Annotated in this window: 22 protein-coding genes; 2 read left to right on the forward strand and 20 right to left on the reverse strand. The window is 40.0% G+C overall.

Annotation, left to right across the window (positions count from 1 at the left end):
* Window positions 1-46: 46 nt before the first annotated feature.
* The 8 genes from HNQ41_RS12115 to HNQ41_RS12150 all read right to left on the reverse strand — a co-directional run bounded on the left by HNQ41_RS12115 (window position 47) and on the right by HNQ41_RS12150 (window position 7890).
* A complete protein-coding gene (locus tag HNQ41_RS12115) occupies window positions 47-1447 on the reverse strand; it encodes an MATE family efflux transporter (protein WP_184664701.1) in 1401 nt (466 codons plus the stop codon).
* A gap of 25 nt (window positions 1448-1472) precedes the next feature.
* The gene (locus HNQ41_RS12120; protein WP_184664702.1) at window positions 1473-1913 is read right to left on the reverse strand and encodes a MarR family winged helix-turn-helix transcriptional regulator; all 441 of its coding nucleotides are present in this window, start codon (window positions 1911-1913) and stop codon (window positions 1473-1475) included.
* Between the two features lie 146 nt (window positions 1914-2059).
* Entirely contained in the window at window positions 2060-3586 is a 1527-nt protein-coding gene (locus HNQ41_RS12125; protein ID WP_184664703.1) for an AbgT family transporter, read from the reverse strand.
* A 512-nt stretch (window positions 3587-4098) separates the two neighbouring features.
* Window positions 4099-4686: a class I SAM-dependent methyltransferase gene (locus HNQ41_RS12130; RefSeq protein WP_184664704.1), complete on the reverse strand. Its 588-nt coding sequence runs from the start codon at window positions 4684-4686 to the stop codon at window positions 4099-4101.
* Window positions 4687-4793: 107 nt separating this feature from the next.
* Window positions 4794-4943 carry a hypothetical protein gene (locus HNQ41_RS12135; RefSeq protein WP_184664705.1) on the reverse strand — a complete coding sequence of 50 codons (150 nt, stop codon included), beginning with the start codon at window positions 4941-4943 and terminating at the stop codon, window positions 4794-4796.
* 91 nt (window positions 4944-5034) lie between these two features.
* Window positions 5035-5907, reverse strand: coding sequence for a fumarylacetoacetate hydrolase family protein (locus HNQ41_RS12140; RefSeq protein ID WP_184664706.1), 873 nt, complete (start codon window positions 5905-5907; stop codon window positions 5035-5037).
* Window positions 5908-5953: 46 nt separating this feature from the next.
* Window positions 5954-6883: a UDP-N-acetylmuramate dehydrogenase gene (gene murB, locus HNQ41_RS12145; protein WP_184664707.1), complete on the reverse strand. Its 930-nt coding sequence runs from the start codon at window positions 6881-6883 to the stop codon at window positions 5954-5956.
* Between the two features lie 395 nt (window positions 6884-7278).
* Entirely contained in the window at window positions 7279-7890 is a 612-nt protein-coding gene (locus HNQ41_RS12150; protein WP_184664708.1) for a DUF421 domain-containing protein, read from the reverse strand.
* Window positions 7891-8052: 162 nt separating this feature from the next.
* Between HNQ41_RS12150 and HNQ41_RS12155 the strand changes: the two genes are divergently transcribed.
* Entirely contained in the window at window positions 8053-9189 is a 1137-nt protein-coding gene (locus HNQ41_RS12155) for a zinc-dependent alcohol dehydrogenase (protein WP_184664709.1), read from the forward strand.
* 54 nt (window positions 9190-9243) lie between these two features.
* Here the strand turns inward: HNQ41_RS12155 and HNQ41_RS12160 are convergent, their stop codons facing one another.
* From HNQ41_RS12160 to HNQ41_RS12200, 9 genes are all read right to left on the reverse strand, one after another.
* Window positions 9244-9684: a Dps family protein gene (locus HNQ41_RS12160; protein WP_184664710.1), complete on the reverse strand. Its 441-nt coding sequence runs from the start codon at window positions 9682-9684 to the stop codon at window positions 9244-9246.
* Window positions 9685-9795: 111 nt separating this feature from the next.
* Window positions 9796-10626 (reverse strand): 1,4-dihydroxy-6-naphtoate synthase, encoded by an 831-nt coding sequence (locus HNQ41_RS12165; protein ID WP_184664746.1) that lies wholly within the window; start codon window positions 10624-10626, stop codon window positions 9796-9798.
* A 10-nt stretch (window positions 10627-10636) separates the two neighbouring features.
* Window positions 10637-11299, reverse strand: coding sequence for a futalosine hydrolase (locus tag HNQ41_RS12170; protein WP_184664711.1), 663 nt, complete (start codon window positions 11297-11299; stop codon window positions 10637-10639).
* 238 nt (window positions 11300-11537) lie between these two features.
* Entirely contained in the window at window positions 11538-12362 is an 825-nt protein-coding gene (locus HNQ41_RS12175) for an aldo/keto reductase (RefSeq protein ID WP_184664712.1), read from the reverse strand.
* A 169-nt stretch (window positions 12363-12531) separates the two neighbouring features.
* Window positions 12532-12645, reverse strand: coding sequence for a YjcZ family sporulation protein (locus HNQ41_RS12180; protein ID WP_184664713.1), 114 nt, complete (start codon window positions 12643-12645; stop codon window positions 12532-12534).
* 270 nt (window positions 12646-12915) lie between these two features.
* On the reverse strand, window positions 12916-13050 hold the full coding sequence (locus tag HNQ41_RS12185) for a YjcZ family sporulation protein (RefSeq protein ID WP_184664714.1): 135 nt from the start codon (window positions 13048-13050) through the stop codon (window positions 12916-12918).
* A 144-nt stretch (window positions 13051-13194) separates the two neighbouring features.
* Window positions 13195-13302, reverse strand: a complete 108-nt coding sequence (locus HNQ41_RS12190; RefSeq protein WP_184664715.1) for a YjcZ family sporulation protein — start codon at window positions 13300-13302, stop codon at window positions 13195-13197.
* Window positions 13303-13657: 355 nt separating this feature from the next.
* Window positions 13658-13777: a YjcZ family sporulation protein gene (locus HNQ41_RS12195; RefSeq protein ID WP_184664716.1), complete on the reverse strand. Its 120-nt coding sequence runs from the start codon at window positions 13775-13777 to the stop codon at window positions 13658-13660.
* 141 nt (window positions 13778-13918) lie between these two features.
* Complete coding sequence (locus HNQ41_RS12200; RefSeq protein ID WP_184664717.1) at window positions 13919-14029, reverse strand: YjcZ family sporulation protein; 111 nt, start codon at window positions 14027-14029, stop codon at window positions 13919-13921.
* Window positions 14030-14317: 288 nt separating this feature from the next.
* Between HNQ41_RS12200 and HNQ41_RS12205 the strand changes: the two genes are divergently transcribed.
* Window positions 14318-14671: a hypothetical protein gene (locus HNQ41_RS12205; protein WP_184664718.1), complete on the forward strand. Its 354-nt coding sequence runs from the start codon at window positions 14318-14320 to the stop codon at window positions 14669-14671.
* Between the two features lie 425 nt (window positions 14672-15096).
* Here the strand turns inward: HNQ41_RS12205 and HNQ41_RS12210 are convergent, their stop codons facing one another.
* From HNQ41_RS12210 to HNQ41_RS12220, 3 genes are all read right to left on the reverse strand, one after another.
* On the reverse strand, window positions 15097-15567 hold the full coding sequence (locus HNQ41_RS12210; RefSeq protein WP_184664719.1) for an Hsp20/alpha crystallin family protein: 471 nt from the start codon (window positions 15565-15567) through the stop codon (window positions 15097-15099).
* Between the two features lie 136 nt (window positions 15568-15703).
* Window positions 15704-16390, reverse strand: coding sequence for a peroxiredoxin (locus tag HNQ41_RS12215; protein ID WP_184664720.1), 687 nt, complete (start codon window positions 16388-16390; stop codon window positions 15704-15706).
* Window positions 16391-16507: 117 nt separating this feature from the next.
* Window positions 16508-18427, reverse strand: coding sequence for a CoA-disulfide reductase (locus tag HNQ41_RS12220; protein WP_184664721.1), 1920 nt, complete (start codon window positions 18425-18427; stop codon window positions 16508-16510).
* Between the last annotated feature and the right edge of the window lie 140 nt (window positions 18428-18567).

An 18567-nucleotide genomic window follows, 5' to 3' on the forward strand; every position in this document is an offset into this window, starting at 1 on the left:
GACGTTTATTAAAATCTGTTATTCCGCAAACCCATTTTCAATATCATCAAGACGTCGATGATTCTGGTGTTTTATCATAGGGAACATTATTATTTCGGTCACGATCGATTAGAAAGATTCCTCGGTCGCGGTATAAAAAGGCAACAGATAATAAAAACGCGAGTATATCTGATATTGGGAATGCAAGCCACACACCTACCACACCAAAGAAATGAGGTAAAATGAGTACAAGTGGGATCAAAAATAATATTTGACGTGCCATCGATAAAACAAGTGCTGGACGCGCCATCCCTAATGCTTGATACAGCCCTCCACTAACAACTTGCACGCCAATCAAGAAAGCCAAAGCAAACATCATTCTCATACCTTCTGCTCCTGCATCAATAACGGCTTGATCTGCTGTAAATATGAGCATAAACCAATTCGGAAATGCCATCATGACAACAAAGATAAACACAGAAATCCCTGTCGTCACTTTCAAACCTAGCCACACCGTTTCCCGCAAACGACCATAATTGCCCGCACCATAATTGTATCCGATCATCGGTTGCATTCCTTGCAAAACACCCATCATTGGCATCAACACAAACATCGACATCCGTTGTACAATACCAAATACACCAACATAAAATTCCCCGCCAAAACGAATCAACATCGCATTGATCGCGACCATCATCACACTCCCTGCTGATTGGCGAACGAATGCTGGAAAACCTACAACCGTTACTTCTTTAATCAAATCATAGCGTGGTTTAAAATTTGGAAGACGAATGCTTAATGAACTCGCCCCTGATAAGAAATAAAAAACGACAACAATGGATACCGTCGCTTGAGATATCACCGTTGCAACTGCAGCCCCTTGCACACCCATATCTAATACAAAAATAAAAATCGGGTCTAATAAGATGTTAAGCACAGCAGGGATAACCATTGTGATCATCGCAAAACGTGCATTTCCTTCAGAACGAATAATATGATTTGTTGAGAATGCGAACGCAAAAAAGAATGAGCCGAGCATGATTGGGAACATGTAATCATACGCGTAAGGCATAATACCTGGTGTCGCACCAAAAAGTCGGAGCAACGGTTCCAAAAATGTTAACCCTAGGATAAAGGAAACAACACTGATCGCTAGTATCATGTTTAACACATTGCTAAATACTTGATCAGCAACTTCAGTGCGCTCTTCTCCTAACCTACGAGATATCACAGAAGCGCCACCGATTCCCATCGCGGCTGAAACAGCCATGATGACCATCATAAGAGGAAAAGCAATTGTCAAACCTGAGACACCTTCAATACCTACACCCCAGGAAATAAAGATTGTATCAACGACATTATAAAGCGCCATGACGAACATACCAATCATAGCTGGCACAGATAAATTCCGAAGTAATTTCGGTATTGGCTCACTTCCTAAGCGTTGACTTTGCTGCTTTTGCTCCATTTATTTTCCTTCTTTCTTCATGAAATTAACAATCAAGTTTGTCTTTCATATTTGTTTCAATTCGTTTTAACCATGAAATCATTAACTGTTGTTCTTCATTTGTAAAACCTTCTAACAACTCTTCATCTTGTATTTCAACTTCAGACCACAGTTGTTTCTCTAAATCAGATCCTTTATCTGTTAATTGAATCACTTTTGTACGGCCATCGTTTGGATGGTTCCGTTTTTCAATTAAATCATTTTTTCGCATCGAATCGATAATCCCATTCATCGATGATGCTTGAATATATAAACGCCTTTGTAGTTCCACCTGCGTTTGTTCTCCGTGTTTTGTCAAAAAGTAGAGCACCTTTGCTTGAGATGTTGTCAAATCATACTTCGCTAAATTTTGATTATGTCGCTTTTGTATAAGATGAGAAACAACACCTATATGGTAACCTAGCATTTGATCTAATTCTCTTGCCATAAAAGTTAGCCTCCTAATAAAATGAACGATGATAACTATAACAGAAAAACAAGTTTATCCGCAATAGAATATTTCACCTTTCACAAATTCTCTTCGCCCCCTAAGTATATAAAATCAAAAAAAGAGAGGGGATATCCCTCTCTTCATTATCCGTTATAGTGGATTGGTGAACCAGGCCCAAGGTCAACGCCAAACAGCATCCATACAACGAGCATGATTGTCCAAATAATTGTAAATACAACCGTGTATGGGAACATAACGGAAATCATTGTACCGATTCCCATTTTCTTGTCATACTTTTGTGCAAACGCGATAATGATCGCAAAGTACGTCATAAGTGGTGTAATGATGTTTGTCGTTGAGTCCGCAATACGGTAAGCCATCTGTGTCATCTCTGGTGAATAACCAAGATCCATCATAATTGGTACGAAAATTGGCGCCATCATCGCCCATTTTGCAGATGCACTTCCGATGAATAAGTTAATGATACCCGCGACAACGATAAATGCTAAAATAAGCGGAATACCTGTTAAGTTGACGCTGTCTAAGAACTCTGCACCATAAACACCTAATACAAGCCCCATATTTGACTCAGCAAAATAAGCAACGAATTGACCTGCTGTAAAGGCTAGTACGATAAACATTCCCATTGATGCCATTGTGTCAGACATTTGGTTTGCAACATCTTTATCGTTTTTAATGTTTCGTACAGCAATGCCATAAATTATTCCTGGAACGAAGAATAAAATCATGATAATGGGAACGAGCGAGTCCATAAATGGTGATTGAATAATGTCCCCATCGTCACCTCGCAATGGCGCATTCTCAGGTGCAATGAGCATAAGCATAGCAACAGAAGTAACGATAAATGAAACAACCGCCCAAATAATTCCTTTTTTCTCTTCTCCAGTTAAACCGTGAATGTCCTCTTGGTATTCACCTGTATATTTACCAAGGCGTGGTTCAACAATACGTTCAGTAACCCACGCACCTACGATTGTTAGAATAAATACAGAAGCAATGATGAAGTAATAGTTCATCGCAATGTTCATTGTTTCTGCATATGCAGAGTCATACGTTGCTGCAGCTTCAATTGTCAATTCCCCAAGCATTGGATCTGTTGCCGATAAGAATAAGTTTGCACTAAAACCAGCCGAAACACCAGCAAATGCAGCAGCAAGACCTGCTAATGGGTGACGTCCAATGGCCGCAAATATGACCGCACCTAATGGAGGTAAAACAACATAACCTGCATCAGAAGCAACACTGGACATAATACCTGCGAAAACTAATCCAGCCGTGATCAATCGACTCGGTACGGATAAAACAAAACCTCGAAGTACAGCACTAATTAGCCCGGACCGCTCCGCAACTCCAATCCCGATCATTGTCGCTAAAACAACACCAAGAGGAGCGAAGCCGATGAAGTTATCGACCATACTCGTAAATATATACTCAATTCCTTCTGAACTCATTAAGTTCATGACCTCTACAGTGCCTTCCCCTTCACCAGGGTGGTCAACACTAATACCCATTGCTCCAAAAATTGACGAAGCGATAATAACAAGTACAGCTAAAATTGCAAATAATGTGATTGGATGCGGTAGCTTATTTCCAACGTATTCTATCATGTCAAGAAAGCGTTGGAAAAACCCCCTCTTTTTCTCCCCCATTTTTTGAACTCCTTTCTTCATAACTTTTTCGTTCCGTTGCTCAATGTGATGCTTGTACAATTCCTGTTTATTATTTTCGAATAGTTATCTAATTTAACAATTTAGTAAGATAACGTTTTAAAACAAAACAGAAAAAGTATAGAATCGCACAATTGATTGATTTTTCTGAAATCATGGAGCGACGAATTTTATTTGTTTATAATAATAATCGACAAATTTCTTATCGTAAAGTATTAATTTTAAAAATGTCGCATTTTCAAAAAATTAACTTGGATAAAGGGGAGGTTCTCTAAGATCATAACCAATATGTACACGGGACATTCCTTCCCATGATATATAGTGGTGTCATCATTTTCGCATAAAAACTTTCGGATAAATCAATATCTACAAATCCTGTTCTCGCATTGCGAGTGCTTTTTGTTCATTGCATATCATCATTCATTAGCATTTCTAAATCGTTCATACATATACTTGATATACTTGAACACTTCCTCATGAAAAGTCCAATTCATTTAATGAGCAACAAAGAAGAGTTCATTATAAAACAAACATTTCGAAAACATTTTTTTCACTTCGCAAGTAAAACCTTCATTTTCAAAATAAGACAAATACGTTGGCTGATCTTGGATATACCGACCTTTATCAAAGGTTCTCATAAACCAATTACTTATATTACACTTTTTATAAATACACGGTTCAATAACGATAATTTGCCGATTTTCAGGCTTTAAAACACGACGAAATTCTTCAATAATATTTGGCATTTCTTTTGGATCAATATGATGAAGTACCGCTATGATCATGATTGTATCAATTGACTGACTTTCAATAGGTAATTGATTTCCACTAAGTGGTTTGAATTGGTAATTTGGGTAGACTGTTTTTGCATAATTCACCCGTTCGTGATTTGGGTCAACACCAAGGTATTGATCTGGGGAGCATAAAACACAATTCGATCCTGTCCCCGCTCCAAAATCCAAGACGGTACGTTGACTTAACGGTGTATGTTCCTCGACACAACGGTGAATATATGCTTCGGTCACCCATTTCGGACGAACAAATCGATCATATAAAACGGGCGGCAATTCCAAGCGCAACATCAACACGTCCTCTTTTTAACTTTTACAATAAATGCTTTGTTTCAGTCTTTATTTTGTGAACTTAACAGCAACTTATGTATGATGTATAACATAAAAAAAGAGACGATTTACGCTTTTCTTAGCGCTCGCCTCTCCGCATATGGAACACACTGTAAACAAATATCGATCGGTTTACCATCATCATTCAAGTAACCTTGATATGACTTCGTTTTCTTTTTACAAATCCCGCATGTTGTTCCAAAGAGCTTCTTAAACATCGCTCTCCCCCCCCTCGATGAAATTCTAACCTGAAAAAGCCGGTACATACTCACAGAGTATAACCGGCCTTGAATAGGACAATGAATACCGCTAACGCAGATGTGTTGTCAATGTACCCAGTTGATCAATGTGCAAATCTATACGATCGCCTTGTTTCAAAAATTCACGCGTCTCTTCTGGTTCACCCATGATCACGCCTTCAGGTGTACCCGTTAAAATAATATCTCCTGGTTTTAAAGTCATATGGTGAGAAATATGGCTAATAATTTCGGCACAAGAAAAAATCATATCCGCGGTTGTTGATGACTGTTTTACTTCTCCGTTGACAACAGTTTGAAGAGATAATGTTTGTGGATCAGGAATTTCATCAGTCGTAACAACACTTGGACCAATTGGACAAAAACCATCACAAGATTTTCCTAAAACCCATTGTGATGTGCGTTTTTGCAAGTCTCTTGCTGACAAATCATTAGCAATTGTATAACCAAATACGTGTTCAAGTGCACGTTCTACTGAAACACTCTTTGCCGTTTCACCAATAATGATCGCTAACTCCACTTCATGATCGACTTTGTCTGTGATTTCGGGAATAGAAACCGTTTCTTCGTGCGCCGATAGCGCATTAGAAAATTTACTAAAGACAACTGGAATTTCCGGGATCGGCGAATTCATCTCGTTTGCGTGCTGACGGTAGTTTAGCCCAACGCAAAGAATCTTCTCTGGATTCGATACTGGAGGGGCCAAATTCACGTCATTTGCTGCCAACATTTCTTCATTTGTAGCACTTTCAAGTAATTTACCTATCGCGTCCATAGCACTTTCATCACTATTGATACATGCGTCCAATGACTGAGGTACAGAATGATTGAGGCGGTTTGCCACTTGTCCAATATCAACGATTGCTTCATCTTTTAAAATGCCTAACTTTTTTTCTTCACCTTGATAAAACGTAACAAAATTCATTGTCTTCCCCCCCTGACTTGTTCATTACACCATTCAATGTAACAAATCAGGAATCCTGCTTTTCTTCCCCTACAATTTTTACTTCTAATTCTAATTCAACACCAAAAGTTTCCTTAACCGTCTTTCTCACCATATTAATAGTAGAAATGTAATCTGTTGCTGTCGCATTTCCTTTGTTGACAATAAATCCAGCATGTTTTGTGGATACTTCCGCTCCTCCAAATCCTTTTCCTTGTAACTCACTATCTTGAATAAGTTTTCCTGCGAAGTATCCGGGTGGGCGTTTAAAAACACTGCCAGCGGAAGGGTACTCTAAAGGCTGTTTTGACTCACGGCGGTGTGTCAAATCTTCCATCGTTTCTTTGATGACGGATGGATCGCCTTTTTCTAGGTGAAAAACGGTTTCTAAAACGATATAACCTTTTTTTGACACAATACTTTTCCGATAATCGAAAGACATATCTTCATTTGAGAGTGTAAAAATCTCTCCTTCTTTAGAAACGACTGTCACCGTCTCTACAACGTCTTTCACTTCACCACCGTAAGCACCTGCATTCATCACCATCGCACCACCAATAGTGCCTGGAATACCGCAAGCAAATTCTAATCCTGTCAATTCACATTCAAGGGCTTTTTCAGAAGCATCGATAATATCAGCGCCACCTTGGGCGATCATCCGCTCTCCATCGACTTTAATATTCGCTAATTTTTTTAATGACAAGACAATGCCTCTCACACCACCATCCCGAACGATCATGTTCGAACCATTTCCTAAAAATAAAAAAGGAATATCATGATCATAAACAATTCGGATCACTTGCCTTGTTTGTTCATACGTCACAGGTGTGACAAAGAAATCAGCCTTACCACCCAATTTTGTTAATGTGTGGTTACTCATCGGTTCATCTCGCAAGACATTTTCTTCCCCACAATACTTACAGAGCTCTTGATAGAGTATATCGTCTTTTATATTCATGGCTATCCCTCTTCTGATCTTGTTTCTATTCATCACATATACTTACTATCCATTTCACCTCATTATAACGAAAAACGAATCACCATTCATGAGAATTTTGATAGAAAAGCAAAAGGCACCTTGTTCATGAGCGGCAAAAAAGGATTGAAGCGACTTCGATGGCTCAGAGGGGCGGAAATGTCCGCAAAAATTCAAAATCAGATTTTTCAATTGAATAACGGAATCAATGTTCGGAGCGAACGCACGGTGAACGTAACCGTTTTCAGATGACAAGAAGTCGCCACCTTTTACTTCTCAGAATTTACTAAAAACAACATCTTCTCCCAAAGTTTTCAACTTTCTATTCTTCTCGAATATACGTATGTGCGAATGCCTTAATCCGTTACTCGAATGGCCTATTCTAACTTCTCAGGCGTGTTATTATTTTTCTCTTTACTTTTCACTTCAGAAAAAATTGCCTCCTCATGATTTGGTTGAACAATTTTATCACTGCTGGAGGGAGTAGGTATTTTCGTTTCAATTAAATCCATAATCATCTGTAAATCAGCTTTTGTTGCATATTGTGCTTCTGGTTTTAATAAAATCCCAATTTCACCGTTCGGTTCAAGCGTGGCTAACTGCACATCCCCAATCCTTTGCACGTCTTTCTGCCTTAACCTCATTTCTAGCTTATCAACTGTCAACCGAATTTTTTGCAGATTTTTTTGATGCAACTGCCCGTTTTCAATAATCACCACGGCTTGTCCACTAAAAAATTTTTCTAACGCATTTATTTTTATTTGAGAAAACTCAATGATGAGTAAAGTTAATATAAGAATTCCTGCAATACAAAATGTAATCCAAATACTTTTCTCACTGACCGGCTGGATCATTAACGTTCCAATGGAAATCATGATGACCGTTTGTGCGACAGTCATTTGTGAAATTGATTTCCGGCCCGCTAACCTTAAAAGTAACGTACCAACAAACACAATCAATATCGCTTTCCAAATCCAATGAAAATCCATAATCATCCCCCTTACCATCTTTTACCTTTATGATGCACACCGAAAAACATACCTATTCGAAAAGCACTGATCTCAAATATCTTTCCTTACATAGTCACAGGCCTCATGCAAATATTAAAGATAAAGTTGAAATTCATCACATATGAAAGTAGGAATGCCGCCATGAAAGCAGTCACCTATCAAGGGGTTAAAGATGTAAAGGTAAAAGAGGTGCCGAATGCAAAAATAGAAAAACCTGACGATGTACTCGTACGCGTAACGAGTACTGCGATATGTGGATCAGATCTACATTTAGTTCACGGAATGATGCCGAATTTTCCTGAAGGATACATCATCGGCCACGAACCGATGGGCATCGTTGAAGAAGTAGGACCTGAAGTTGAAAAAGTGAAAAAAGGAGACCGAGTCATTGTCCCTTTTAACATTGCTTGCGGGGAATGTTTTTATTGTCAAAATCATCTCGAAAGCCAATGCGATGAATCAAACCCTAATGGAGAAGCTGGGGCTTACTTTGGTTATTCTGGAACATTCGGAGGCTATCCAGGAGGACAAGCTGAGTTATTACGCGTTCCTTATGGAAACTTCACACCATTTGTCGTTCCTGAAGAGTGCGAACTAGAAGATGAAAGCCTTCTCTTCCTCTCTGATATCATTCCTACCGCTTATTGGGGTGTTAAACAAGCAGATGTGAAACCTGGAGACACTGTATGTATACTCGGTTGCGGACCTGTGGGACTCTTGGCACAAAAATTTGCTTGGCTTGCAGGTGCTGAAAGAGTCATCGCTGTTGATTATGTTGGCTACCGCCTCGAGCATGCGAAACGAACCAATAAGGTAGAAGTATTCGATTTCTCCAAAATTGACAACACCGGCGAGTATATAAAAGAAATGACTAAAGGCGGCGCTGATGCTGTCATTGATTGCGTCGGCATGGACGGTAAAAAGTCAGCTGCTGAAATGATTGGCTCAGCGCTAAAACTACATGGTGGTGCCATGGGCGCGATCACATTAGCGAGCCAAGCCGTTCGAAAAGGTGGTACGGTAAGTCTTGTCGGTGTTTACGGAACAAGGTATAATGCATTCCCATTAGGCGACTTTTTTGCTCGTAACATTACGTTAAAAATGGGACAAGCACCGGTCATTCACTTCATGCCTGAACTATACACAAAAATTATCAATGAAGAGTTTGATCCAACCGATATGATTACGCACCGATTGTCTTTAGACGAGGCCGAGTATGGCTACGATGTATTTGACGAAAAGCACGACGATTGTATTAAGGTCGTATTAAAGCCTTAAAAAAGAGGTTGTGCCATAAGGAGGATACTCCTTCGCACAACCTCTTCATTTTATTTATTTTAAATAAGCACGTAGCATCCATACATGTTTTTCTAGGGATGCATTCATGCCAATGAACATGTCTGCCGTTCCCTCGTCTCCATTTTCTTCAGCTACTTCAATCAATTCACGATTTTCATTTACAAGCTTTGTAAAGTCATCTGCAATCGCAGCGACCATTCCTTCAGCATCCTCATCTCCAGTTGCTTCCTTTAAGGTAGCACTGTTTAAATAGTCACTCAATGTCGCTAAAGGTTGGCCGCCAATTGTTAAAATCCGCTCAGCGATTTCATCAATATGTCCTGCAGCTTCGTTGTAATATTCTTCGAACTTCTCATGCAATGTAAAAAAGTCGCGCCCTGTTACAAACCAGTGATAGTTGTGTAGTTTTGTATTTAATACATTCCAGTTCGCTAATTGTTGGTTTAACTTTTCTACTAGTGTTTTTTGACTCATTATCGCTCACCCTTTCGTTTGATCTATTTGTATTATATATCTTTTTATAATAAAAATCAATTTAGAATCATTATAAATAAGTGACGTTTTTGTGAACGATTATTCGAGGTTTTATTTTAATTCATTCAAGTCTATGGGTGGAATTACACCTTCATTGGCTGCTCGACCAAGCAATTCACGGATGGCCCGATAACCTTCTTCACCTAAGTCCATACTAAATTCATTCACGTACAATTGTATATGAGATTGGGCGACATCATAAGACATTTCTTGAGCATGTTCCATCACAAAGGATTCTGATGCTCGTGGGTCTTCCCATGCATAGGCTAGAGAGTCTTTCACCCACTTTGTCACTTGATCAGCATCTAAAGAACGATGGGCAACAATCGCACCAAGCGGTATCGGCAAGCCTGTATCTTCTTCCCACCAGTTTCCTAAATCTTTCATAAGATGTAGATCGTACTCTTGATATGTAAAACGCGCTTCATGTATGACAAGCCCCGCATCAATTTTCCCGTCACGAACGGCAGGCATAATTTGTTCAAACGGCATCACTTCAATGTTCCCAACACCACCAGGGACATTGTCAGCCGCCCAAAGACGGAAGAGAAGATAGGCTGTCGATCTTTCACTAGGTACGGCCACACGCTTTCCTGTTAATTGAGATGGGTCAGTCGCTTCGTCTGCTGTTAAGACAAGTGGACCGCAACCACGACCTAAAGCTCCACCACAAGGTATGAGTCGATATTCTTGCAATGCCCACGGAAGAGCAGCATAAGAAATTTTCATCACCTCTGGACCACCACCATCAGCCGCCCAGTTATTAGTGATATCAATGTCAGCAAAGGAGACATTTAGTTCCGGTGCACCTGGAATCATCCCTTTCGTCCAAGCATGAAAAATAAATGTATCATTCGGGCATGGCGAATAAGCAATATTCAACTTGTTCAAATTACAGCACCTCCGATAATGTCGAGCTAGCTACCGTCAATGCAGACAGCGCTTCTTCAATTTTCCACGCGTCTCGATTTCGTGGACCAACTGGATTAGAAATCGCGCGAACCTCCATATATGGAATGTTCATCTGTTCTGCTGCCGTCGCGACACCAAAGCCTTCCATTGCTTCCGCTGTAGCATAAGGGATTCTTTTTGACAAGTATTCAGCTGTTTGCCGCGTTCCAGTGACTGTTGAACTCGTTAGCACAGAACCTTGATAAACAGGTACATTTTTTGTTTGAAGAGCTTGGACAACAGGGACATTGTATCCAAATTCCGTGTGAATGATTGTCGACCCTAATCCTAATTCTTCGAGCGGTTTGAAACTTTCTTCAGATTCAGCCCCTAAATCAGCAGCGATACTGGACGTTGCCAAAACAAGCGAACCGACTTCTGCACGACCAACAAAACCACCAGCGATTCCTGCATTTATCACCAATTCATAATCTTCGCCTACCAAAGCAGTTGCCGTTCGAGCAGCAGCAGCAGTTGGCCCAACACCACTAACTATGACATCAAAACGTTGGTCATTAGCGAGCCCTTTTTGAATCGCTTCCTTTTCCGCTTCTACAGATACGACGATCAGTATTTTTGATAATTTTGACGTTTCTTCACTCATTTGAAGCTCCTTTTACTATGATATTCTATATCCCTTATTCCCCTTATTTAAAACAATGTCCATACCATTGTAACAAATCAAAAGCGGTCTGTGACGTTTCATCCCCCTTCACATCAGCTATCCAATAACCTACCAGATTTCCCTTTTTCATATTTTGTTTTCAAGTAACACCCCAAAAAGCACTCTTAAACAGTTGTTTAAAAGAAGAAAAAAGGGTGCCAGTAAGCACCCTTTTTCCTTAGCGAACGTTCATTTCTTTCGGTTCTGGCCCTTTTCTTTGGCCACAATCTAATTCATTGATCGCGCTCATTTCATCATCAGTTAATTGAAAGTCAAACACATCGAAATTTTCTTCAATACGTGAAGGCGTAACTGATTTCGGAATTACAATTGAGTGATTTTGAAGGTGCCAACGAATGATCACTTGCGCTGGCGTTTTTTGATGGGTTTTTGCGATTTGTTGAACGACATCATGATTCAACACTTCCCCACCTTGCATAAGTGGGCTCCAAGCTTCTAAGTAAATATCATGTTTTTGACAAAAATCCTTTAATTCATTCTGTGCTAAGTATGGATGACACTCTACTTGGTTTAAAACTGGCTTCACATCACACTCATCCAATAAACGTTGAAGGTGATCAATATCGAAGTTACATACACCAATAGCCTTTACACGACCATCAAGGTATAGTTTCTCCATCGCTTTAAAAGAATCAACGTAGTCGTCATACTCTGGTGTCGGCCAATGAATTAAATAAAGGTCTACATAGTCAAGTCCGAGACGGTCCAAACTTTCATCAAAAGCTTTGAGCGTATTTTCATATCCTTGATCTGCATTCCATAATTTCGTTGTGATAAATAACTCTTCACGAGGGATGCCACTTTCTGCGATCGCTTTCCCTACCCCTCGTTCGTTTTTGTAAATCATCGCCGTATCAATGGAGCGATAACCGACTTCTAAAGCTTTTTTAACAGCAGGAACTGCCGCTTCATCCTCTACTTGCCATACACCAAACCCAAGTTGGGGCATTTTTATATCGTTATTTAAAGTAACAAAATTCATAGCCAATCCTCCTTACTATGTCGTCATTTTTTTAGTATAACATAGCAAAAATGAATTCGCTTCCATTAAATATACCCTCTTCTTCTACCAAAAAATAAACCCCCGCAAAAGCGGAGGTCCATATTTCAGCCATTAATGAAATGACGAAAATGTTGACGATCTCTATTTCTTATGCCCACGCAGCTCCAATAATTACAAGCAGGATGAACAAGACAAGGATCAACGCGAAACCTGTCGTACCACGTCCATGCCCATGTCCATACATAGGATAACCGTAATGCATAGTGAAAGCCCCCTTCTTTTAAAATATTTAACTCGACGCTTTTCTTGAAGCGTCACAGTAATATACTATGCGTAATTAAATTCTTTGTTTGGATTCTCGTTTAATTTAGCATAAAAGATCAAAACCAAAGGAGAACCTATTGAAATTTGCAAAGTGAACGGCAAAGGAAAAAATGAACCACATGTAAGCGAAGGTCCATTTCCCATCCCCTGATTATCTATTTTTACGAAGCTGTTGAGAGAAACTCAACAGCTTCAGCTTCATACGTTTTTATGCCCACGCAGCTCCAATGATTACAAGCAGGATAAACAAGACAAGAATTAACGCAAACCCTGTCGCATATCCCCCTGTTGGTGCTGGCGCTGGTGCTGGTGGTGGGCAATATCCATAATGATAGTGACCCATATTGAACTCCTCCTTTAAAAGGTTACCCTGACTTTCTTTAGTCAGCGTCACACTCATATCCTATGCGTGCCGAAAATGAGTGTTTGGACTTTTGTTTATTTTAGAAAAAATGACCTCATTCCCTTTATAAGGGGTTCTCTTTTACTAGTAAGGTCCACCTACATATGCTGCTCCAATAATGACGAGCAGGATGAAGACGACCAAAATAAACGCAAATCCGCCTGCTGCTCCTGTTCTTGTGTGATCACTCATTAAAATCCCTCCTGATTGAAATGTCTTTAGTTACCTTTTCATTCATAACGTATGTATTTAACTTCTATGGTGTATGGACACTTTATTCAATTTTGGAAATTAACGATAAATTATTAATGAGGTTACACACAGGTTCATTTTGTATCGTGTAAAACCGACTTTTAGAAGGTAGTATTACGCGATCTCCCCTCCACATCAAACCGTACGTTATTTCATGATTAGAAATTGATAGATTACCGACGCGCTTCAAAAAAAATAATGAACCCCCGTTGCAAACGGAGGTTCATTTTCCATCCCCTGATTAAAAATATTGTACCCAAGCTGTTGAGAAGGACCTCAACAGCTTATTACTTTTTTATGCCCAAGCTGCTCCAATGATTACAAGCAGGATAAATAACACAAGAATTAACGCAAATCCTGTCGCGTAACCACCTGTTGGCGCTGGTGCTGGTGGTGGGCAATATCCGTAATGCATAGCGAAAGCCTCCTTTTAAAGATTTTGCTCACTGCCTTCCTCAAGGTCAGCGTCACATTAATATCTTATGCGCAACCTATAAGAGTGTTTGGACCTTCGTTTATTTTGCTTTAATGATTACCCCCTACTTAGAGTTATTTATTAATAGTAAGGACGGCTCACATATGCTGCCCCAATAATTACGAGCAGGATGAAAATAACCAAAATAAACGCGAATCCGCCTGTTGCTCCTGTTCCTGCATGTGCACCCATGAAAAATCCCCTCCTGTTTGAAACTTTGCAATGCTTAATAAACATTGCACTAATAACGTATGTTGATAAATAAACGGTGTATAGACGTTTGTTCTAGTTTAAGGAAATTTTTCAACCCCTTCTCTGTATGACTTGCTTTATAACGATTTCCGTACTCCATTTTCGCAGTTAAGAGTATGCCTTCTGACGAAGATTCTTAAACCATTTCAATAATTTAGGCGAATATACAGTCAACGAATCACCATGGTAAATAAACTGTTACAAGATCCCAGAAAAGGAGGAATCATTATGGGTTATTACGAGCTCTGTGCACAACACAGAGGGAAACCCGTTCAAATCCAAGATAAAACCGGGAATATTTACGCTGGAAACATTGCACACGTCGATCCTCAATACGTATGGATCGAACCATTTGAACGAAGTGGAAGTGTTCCAGGAGCAGGGTATGGATATCCAGGCTACGGTTATCAGGACCCTAGCTACGGCTCTCCTTATAGTCCCTACAGTACCTACCCACAATACGGAAGCTACCCTTCTTACGGCCACGGGCATGGCGTTGGAGGTTGGGGGAGCTCCGGGCTTATCCCTGTCGCACTAGCAGGTATTGGCGGATTGGCTTTAGGCGCCGCTTTCTTTCGTTAATCCATCGCCCAGACAAATGCTAGTAATAGAATATACGTTCATTAGCCCCACCTCGGCATATCACACCAAACAGGACAGAATGATTGTGATGTGCTCATTGTGGGGCCATTTCTTTTTTAGGTAACCAATTTCATTAATGAAGGGTTTTAACAAACATCACGAAGGTTAACGTTCGTTTTTGAAACTGATTGAAACGAAAGGCGGCGACGCCCAAAGGATCAGCGCAGTCTGAAGATCCAATTCAGCGACGGTTTGTGGAGCTGAATTTAGCTGAAGACAAGCCCTTGGGAAAGCGTCCGCCTGCAGTGAAAATCACAATCCATGTTCGGAAATGATCTTTACATCATCTATTATGAAATTCATTTAGGTAACTAAACAAAAAATAAAGGCCAGACATATACCTGGCCCTCATCAACATTTACAAATTATTTATCACTGCTTTTCTTTTCTGTTTCTTCCTTTTTAGATTCTTCTTTTTCTGCTTCTTCTTTTTTAGCCTCCTGAACAGGGATAAATGTACGATTTTTATCATTTTTCCCGACACGTACTGTTAAGTGATTTTTATCCGTAAATTCTGCTGTTACATCTTCAGCTGTAAACGGAAAACCTACAGGAATGAAACGCTCGAACCTAGGAGGAAGCGTTTGTGATGATGGTTGATTGTCTTCCTCTGTTGAGTCATCTGTAGGAGCGGTCGCCTCAGCTGTAATCAACAAACCGTTTGTTACAAGTTCAACTCCAACATCTTCACGTTTATAGTAAGGGAGGTTTGCCTCGACGACCAATTCGGATTCCGTCTCATAAACTTCAACGTGCGCTGTTTGCGGCGGACCTGAAAAGAATGGAAAACCAAATAAACCGCCAAATGGGTTTTGCTGAGTATTTTCTTCAGCCATGTGTATCACTCCTTTAAAGTATAATACGTATCACCAACACGACATACAATCGTGTATACGAATAGACATTAGCATCATATGCACCCAAGACAAATATGGAATAGGGCAAACGTTTAATCTTAAATGATCATTTCACTTAAGATTCCCCGTCCTTTCTTTGAAACGGACGATAACAAAACCACCAATCTAGGCAGCTATACCCTTTCACATTTGCTTCTTCGATTCTCTTTTGGGCAGCAAAAAGGTCCGTTGGTGGAGGAAGGATTAATTGGTCTCCAATATATTCATTTCTAGGCCAGTCAGCTGGCGTTGCCGCTTTATTGAAATCTGCGGTTTGCAATGCATAAACAGCACGTAAAATCTCTTCAATATTTCTCCCGACCTCTGCAGGATAGTTCATGATTAAGCGAACAGTTCCTTCATGATCTACAATATAAACAGTTCTGACTGCGCGTGTACCTGCCTTTGGTGCAATCATACCAAGTTGTTTTGATACCTTTCCTAGTTCATCTGCGATCACTGGAAACGAGATCGTTACACCGAAATGTTCTCGTACCCATTCCAGCCACTTCATATGAGAAAAAACAGTATCAATTGATAATCCTATCAATTCACAGTTTAAAGCCTTAAAACGTCGATGATTTCTTTCAAACGTCATAAATTCTGTCGTGCAAACGGGTGTAAAATCACCTGGATGACTGAATAACACAAACCAAGAACCTTGATAATCATCGGGAAGGTTCCGTTTCCCATGCGTTGTATGCACATGTATACTCGGAAATTCATCGCCAATCATCGTGACATCGTGTTTCTTCTTCCCCATCGCTATCCCCCTCTCGAAAAACAACGTGGATGATTCAAGGTTATGTTATTCGCCTAAGCATTAACGTGTGATCAAATACAAAAGAGAACTGGATCTGCTCCAGTCCTCTCAATGGTTTTAGTCGGTTCCTTTTTCAATCATAACGCTTATAACTGTTTCTTCTTTTTCATGATGACGCACCGTATGGCCTTTTTTGCTACACCAACCTTCGATATCTCTTAAAAAGTTTGGATCAGTAACACGTATATTTAATACTTGACCACGGTTCAATTCATTCATCGCTTCATTTACCTTTAAAATCGGTCCAGGACACTGTAATCCACATGCATCGATTTCTAAATCAACATCTGTATCTTTTTCGTTTTGTGAAGAGGCCAATTTTTCATCACGATGACCGTTTTGTACATTTGCATAAGTGGTATATCCACCACTAAGGTTGATCGCATCAAACCCACTCTGCTTCAAAATACGTGTGGCCAAGTAACCTCGAAGACCGACTTTACAAGTAATATAAATAGGCTCTTCTTTTGGTAGTTCAGACAAACGATCACGAAGTTGGCCTAATGGAATGTTTGTTGAACCTGAGATATCTCCCATTTCAACTTCTTCTACCTCTCGTACATCTAAAAGCATGTTCCCTTCGCGCACGATGTCATCGATTTCATCAAAATGGACAACTTTAAGCTCGCCATCAGCGATGTTGGAAGCTGTATAACCCAGCATATTGACAGGGTCTTTCGCTGATGAATAAGGCGGTGCATAAGCGAGCTCTAATTCCTGCAAGTCATATACCGTCAATCCACCTTTGATGGCCGTCGCAATCACATCAATTCTTTTATCAACACCGTCAACACCGACACCTTGCGCTCCATAAATTTCGCCGTTGTTTGGATTAAACGTTAACTTCAAGGAAATCGAAGAACCTCCCGGGTAGTAACCGGCATGTGACATTGGGTGAACATGGACAGATTCATAAGGGGCATCAAGCTGACGTAACGTTTTTTCATTATTGCCTGTTGCAGCGACAGTAAGATCAAATACTTTCGCAATGGCTGTTCCTAACGTACCTTTATATTTCGTGCTTTTACCATAAATATTGTCCGCAACGATTCTTCCTTGGCGATTTGCTGGCCATGCAAGGGGAACCATCGTCGGCGTTTGTTGCACATAATCTTTCACTTCAATCGCATCACCAATCGCATAAATATGAGGGTCTTCTGTCCTTAACTCTTCATCAACGATAATGCCCCCACGTTCTCCAACATTCAGATCTGCAGAAACTGCTAACTCATTTTCAGGGCGCACACCGATGGAAAGAATGGTAAGGTCACTCTCAAGTATTTCACCACTTTGTAATGTGATTTTATTTCCATTATCAGAAAAGGATTTTACGCCATCTTCTAAGATTAACGTTGCTTTTCCACGAATTTCTTCATGAACAATTGCCGCCATTTCAGGATCTAAAGGCGCCATTACTTGATCGGCCATCTCGACAACTGTGACATCGACTCCGCGATGGTGTAAATTCTCTGCCATTTCTAAGCCAATAAAACCACCACCGATGACAACGGCTTTTTCTGGTTTTTGTTCATCAACCCACGCCTTAATACGATCCGTATCAGGCACATTTCTTAACGTAAAGACATTTTCAGCTTCATTTAATCCCTGTATCGGTGGTACAACTGGTCGTGCGCCAGGAGATAAAATTAATTCATCATACGCTTCTGTATACTCTTCACCTGTTTGTACCTTTTTCACCGTAACTGTTTGTTCCTCACGGTTAATCGCTGTTACTTCCGTTAAATTACGGATATCGAGATTGAATTTTTGAGACATCCCTTCCACTGTTTGCACAAGTAGGGCTTCACGGTCTTGAATCACTTCTCCTATATAATAAGGCAAACCACAGTTTGCAAACGATATATGCTCTCCTTTTTCAAACATGACAATATGTGAGTCTTCATCGATACGACGAAGGCGCGCAGCAGCTGTAGCACCACCTGCTACACCACCAACAATAACAATTTTTTTAGACATAACATGACCTCCTCATTTCAATACACTATATATTATACACATACCCCTATACCTATGCAACATAACCATAACACTTTCACTTTTTGTAAATAATGATTTGTTGGTATTTTAAGTTGAATAATGTACAGCCTATAGAAATT

The sequence above is a fragment of the Texcoconibacillus texcoconensis genome (genome assembly GCF_014202575.1).
Lineage (GTDB): Bacteria > Bacillota > Bacilli > Bacillales > Salisediminibacteriaceae > Texcoconibacillus > Texcoconibacillus texcoconensis.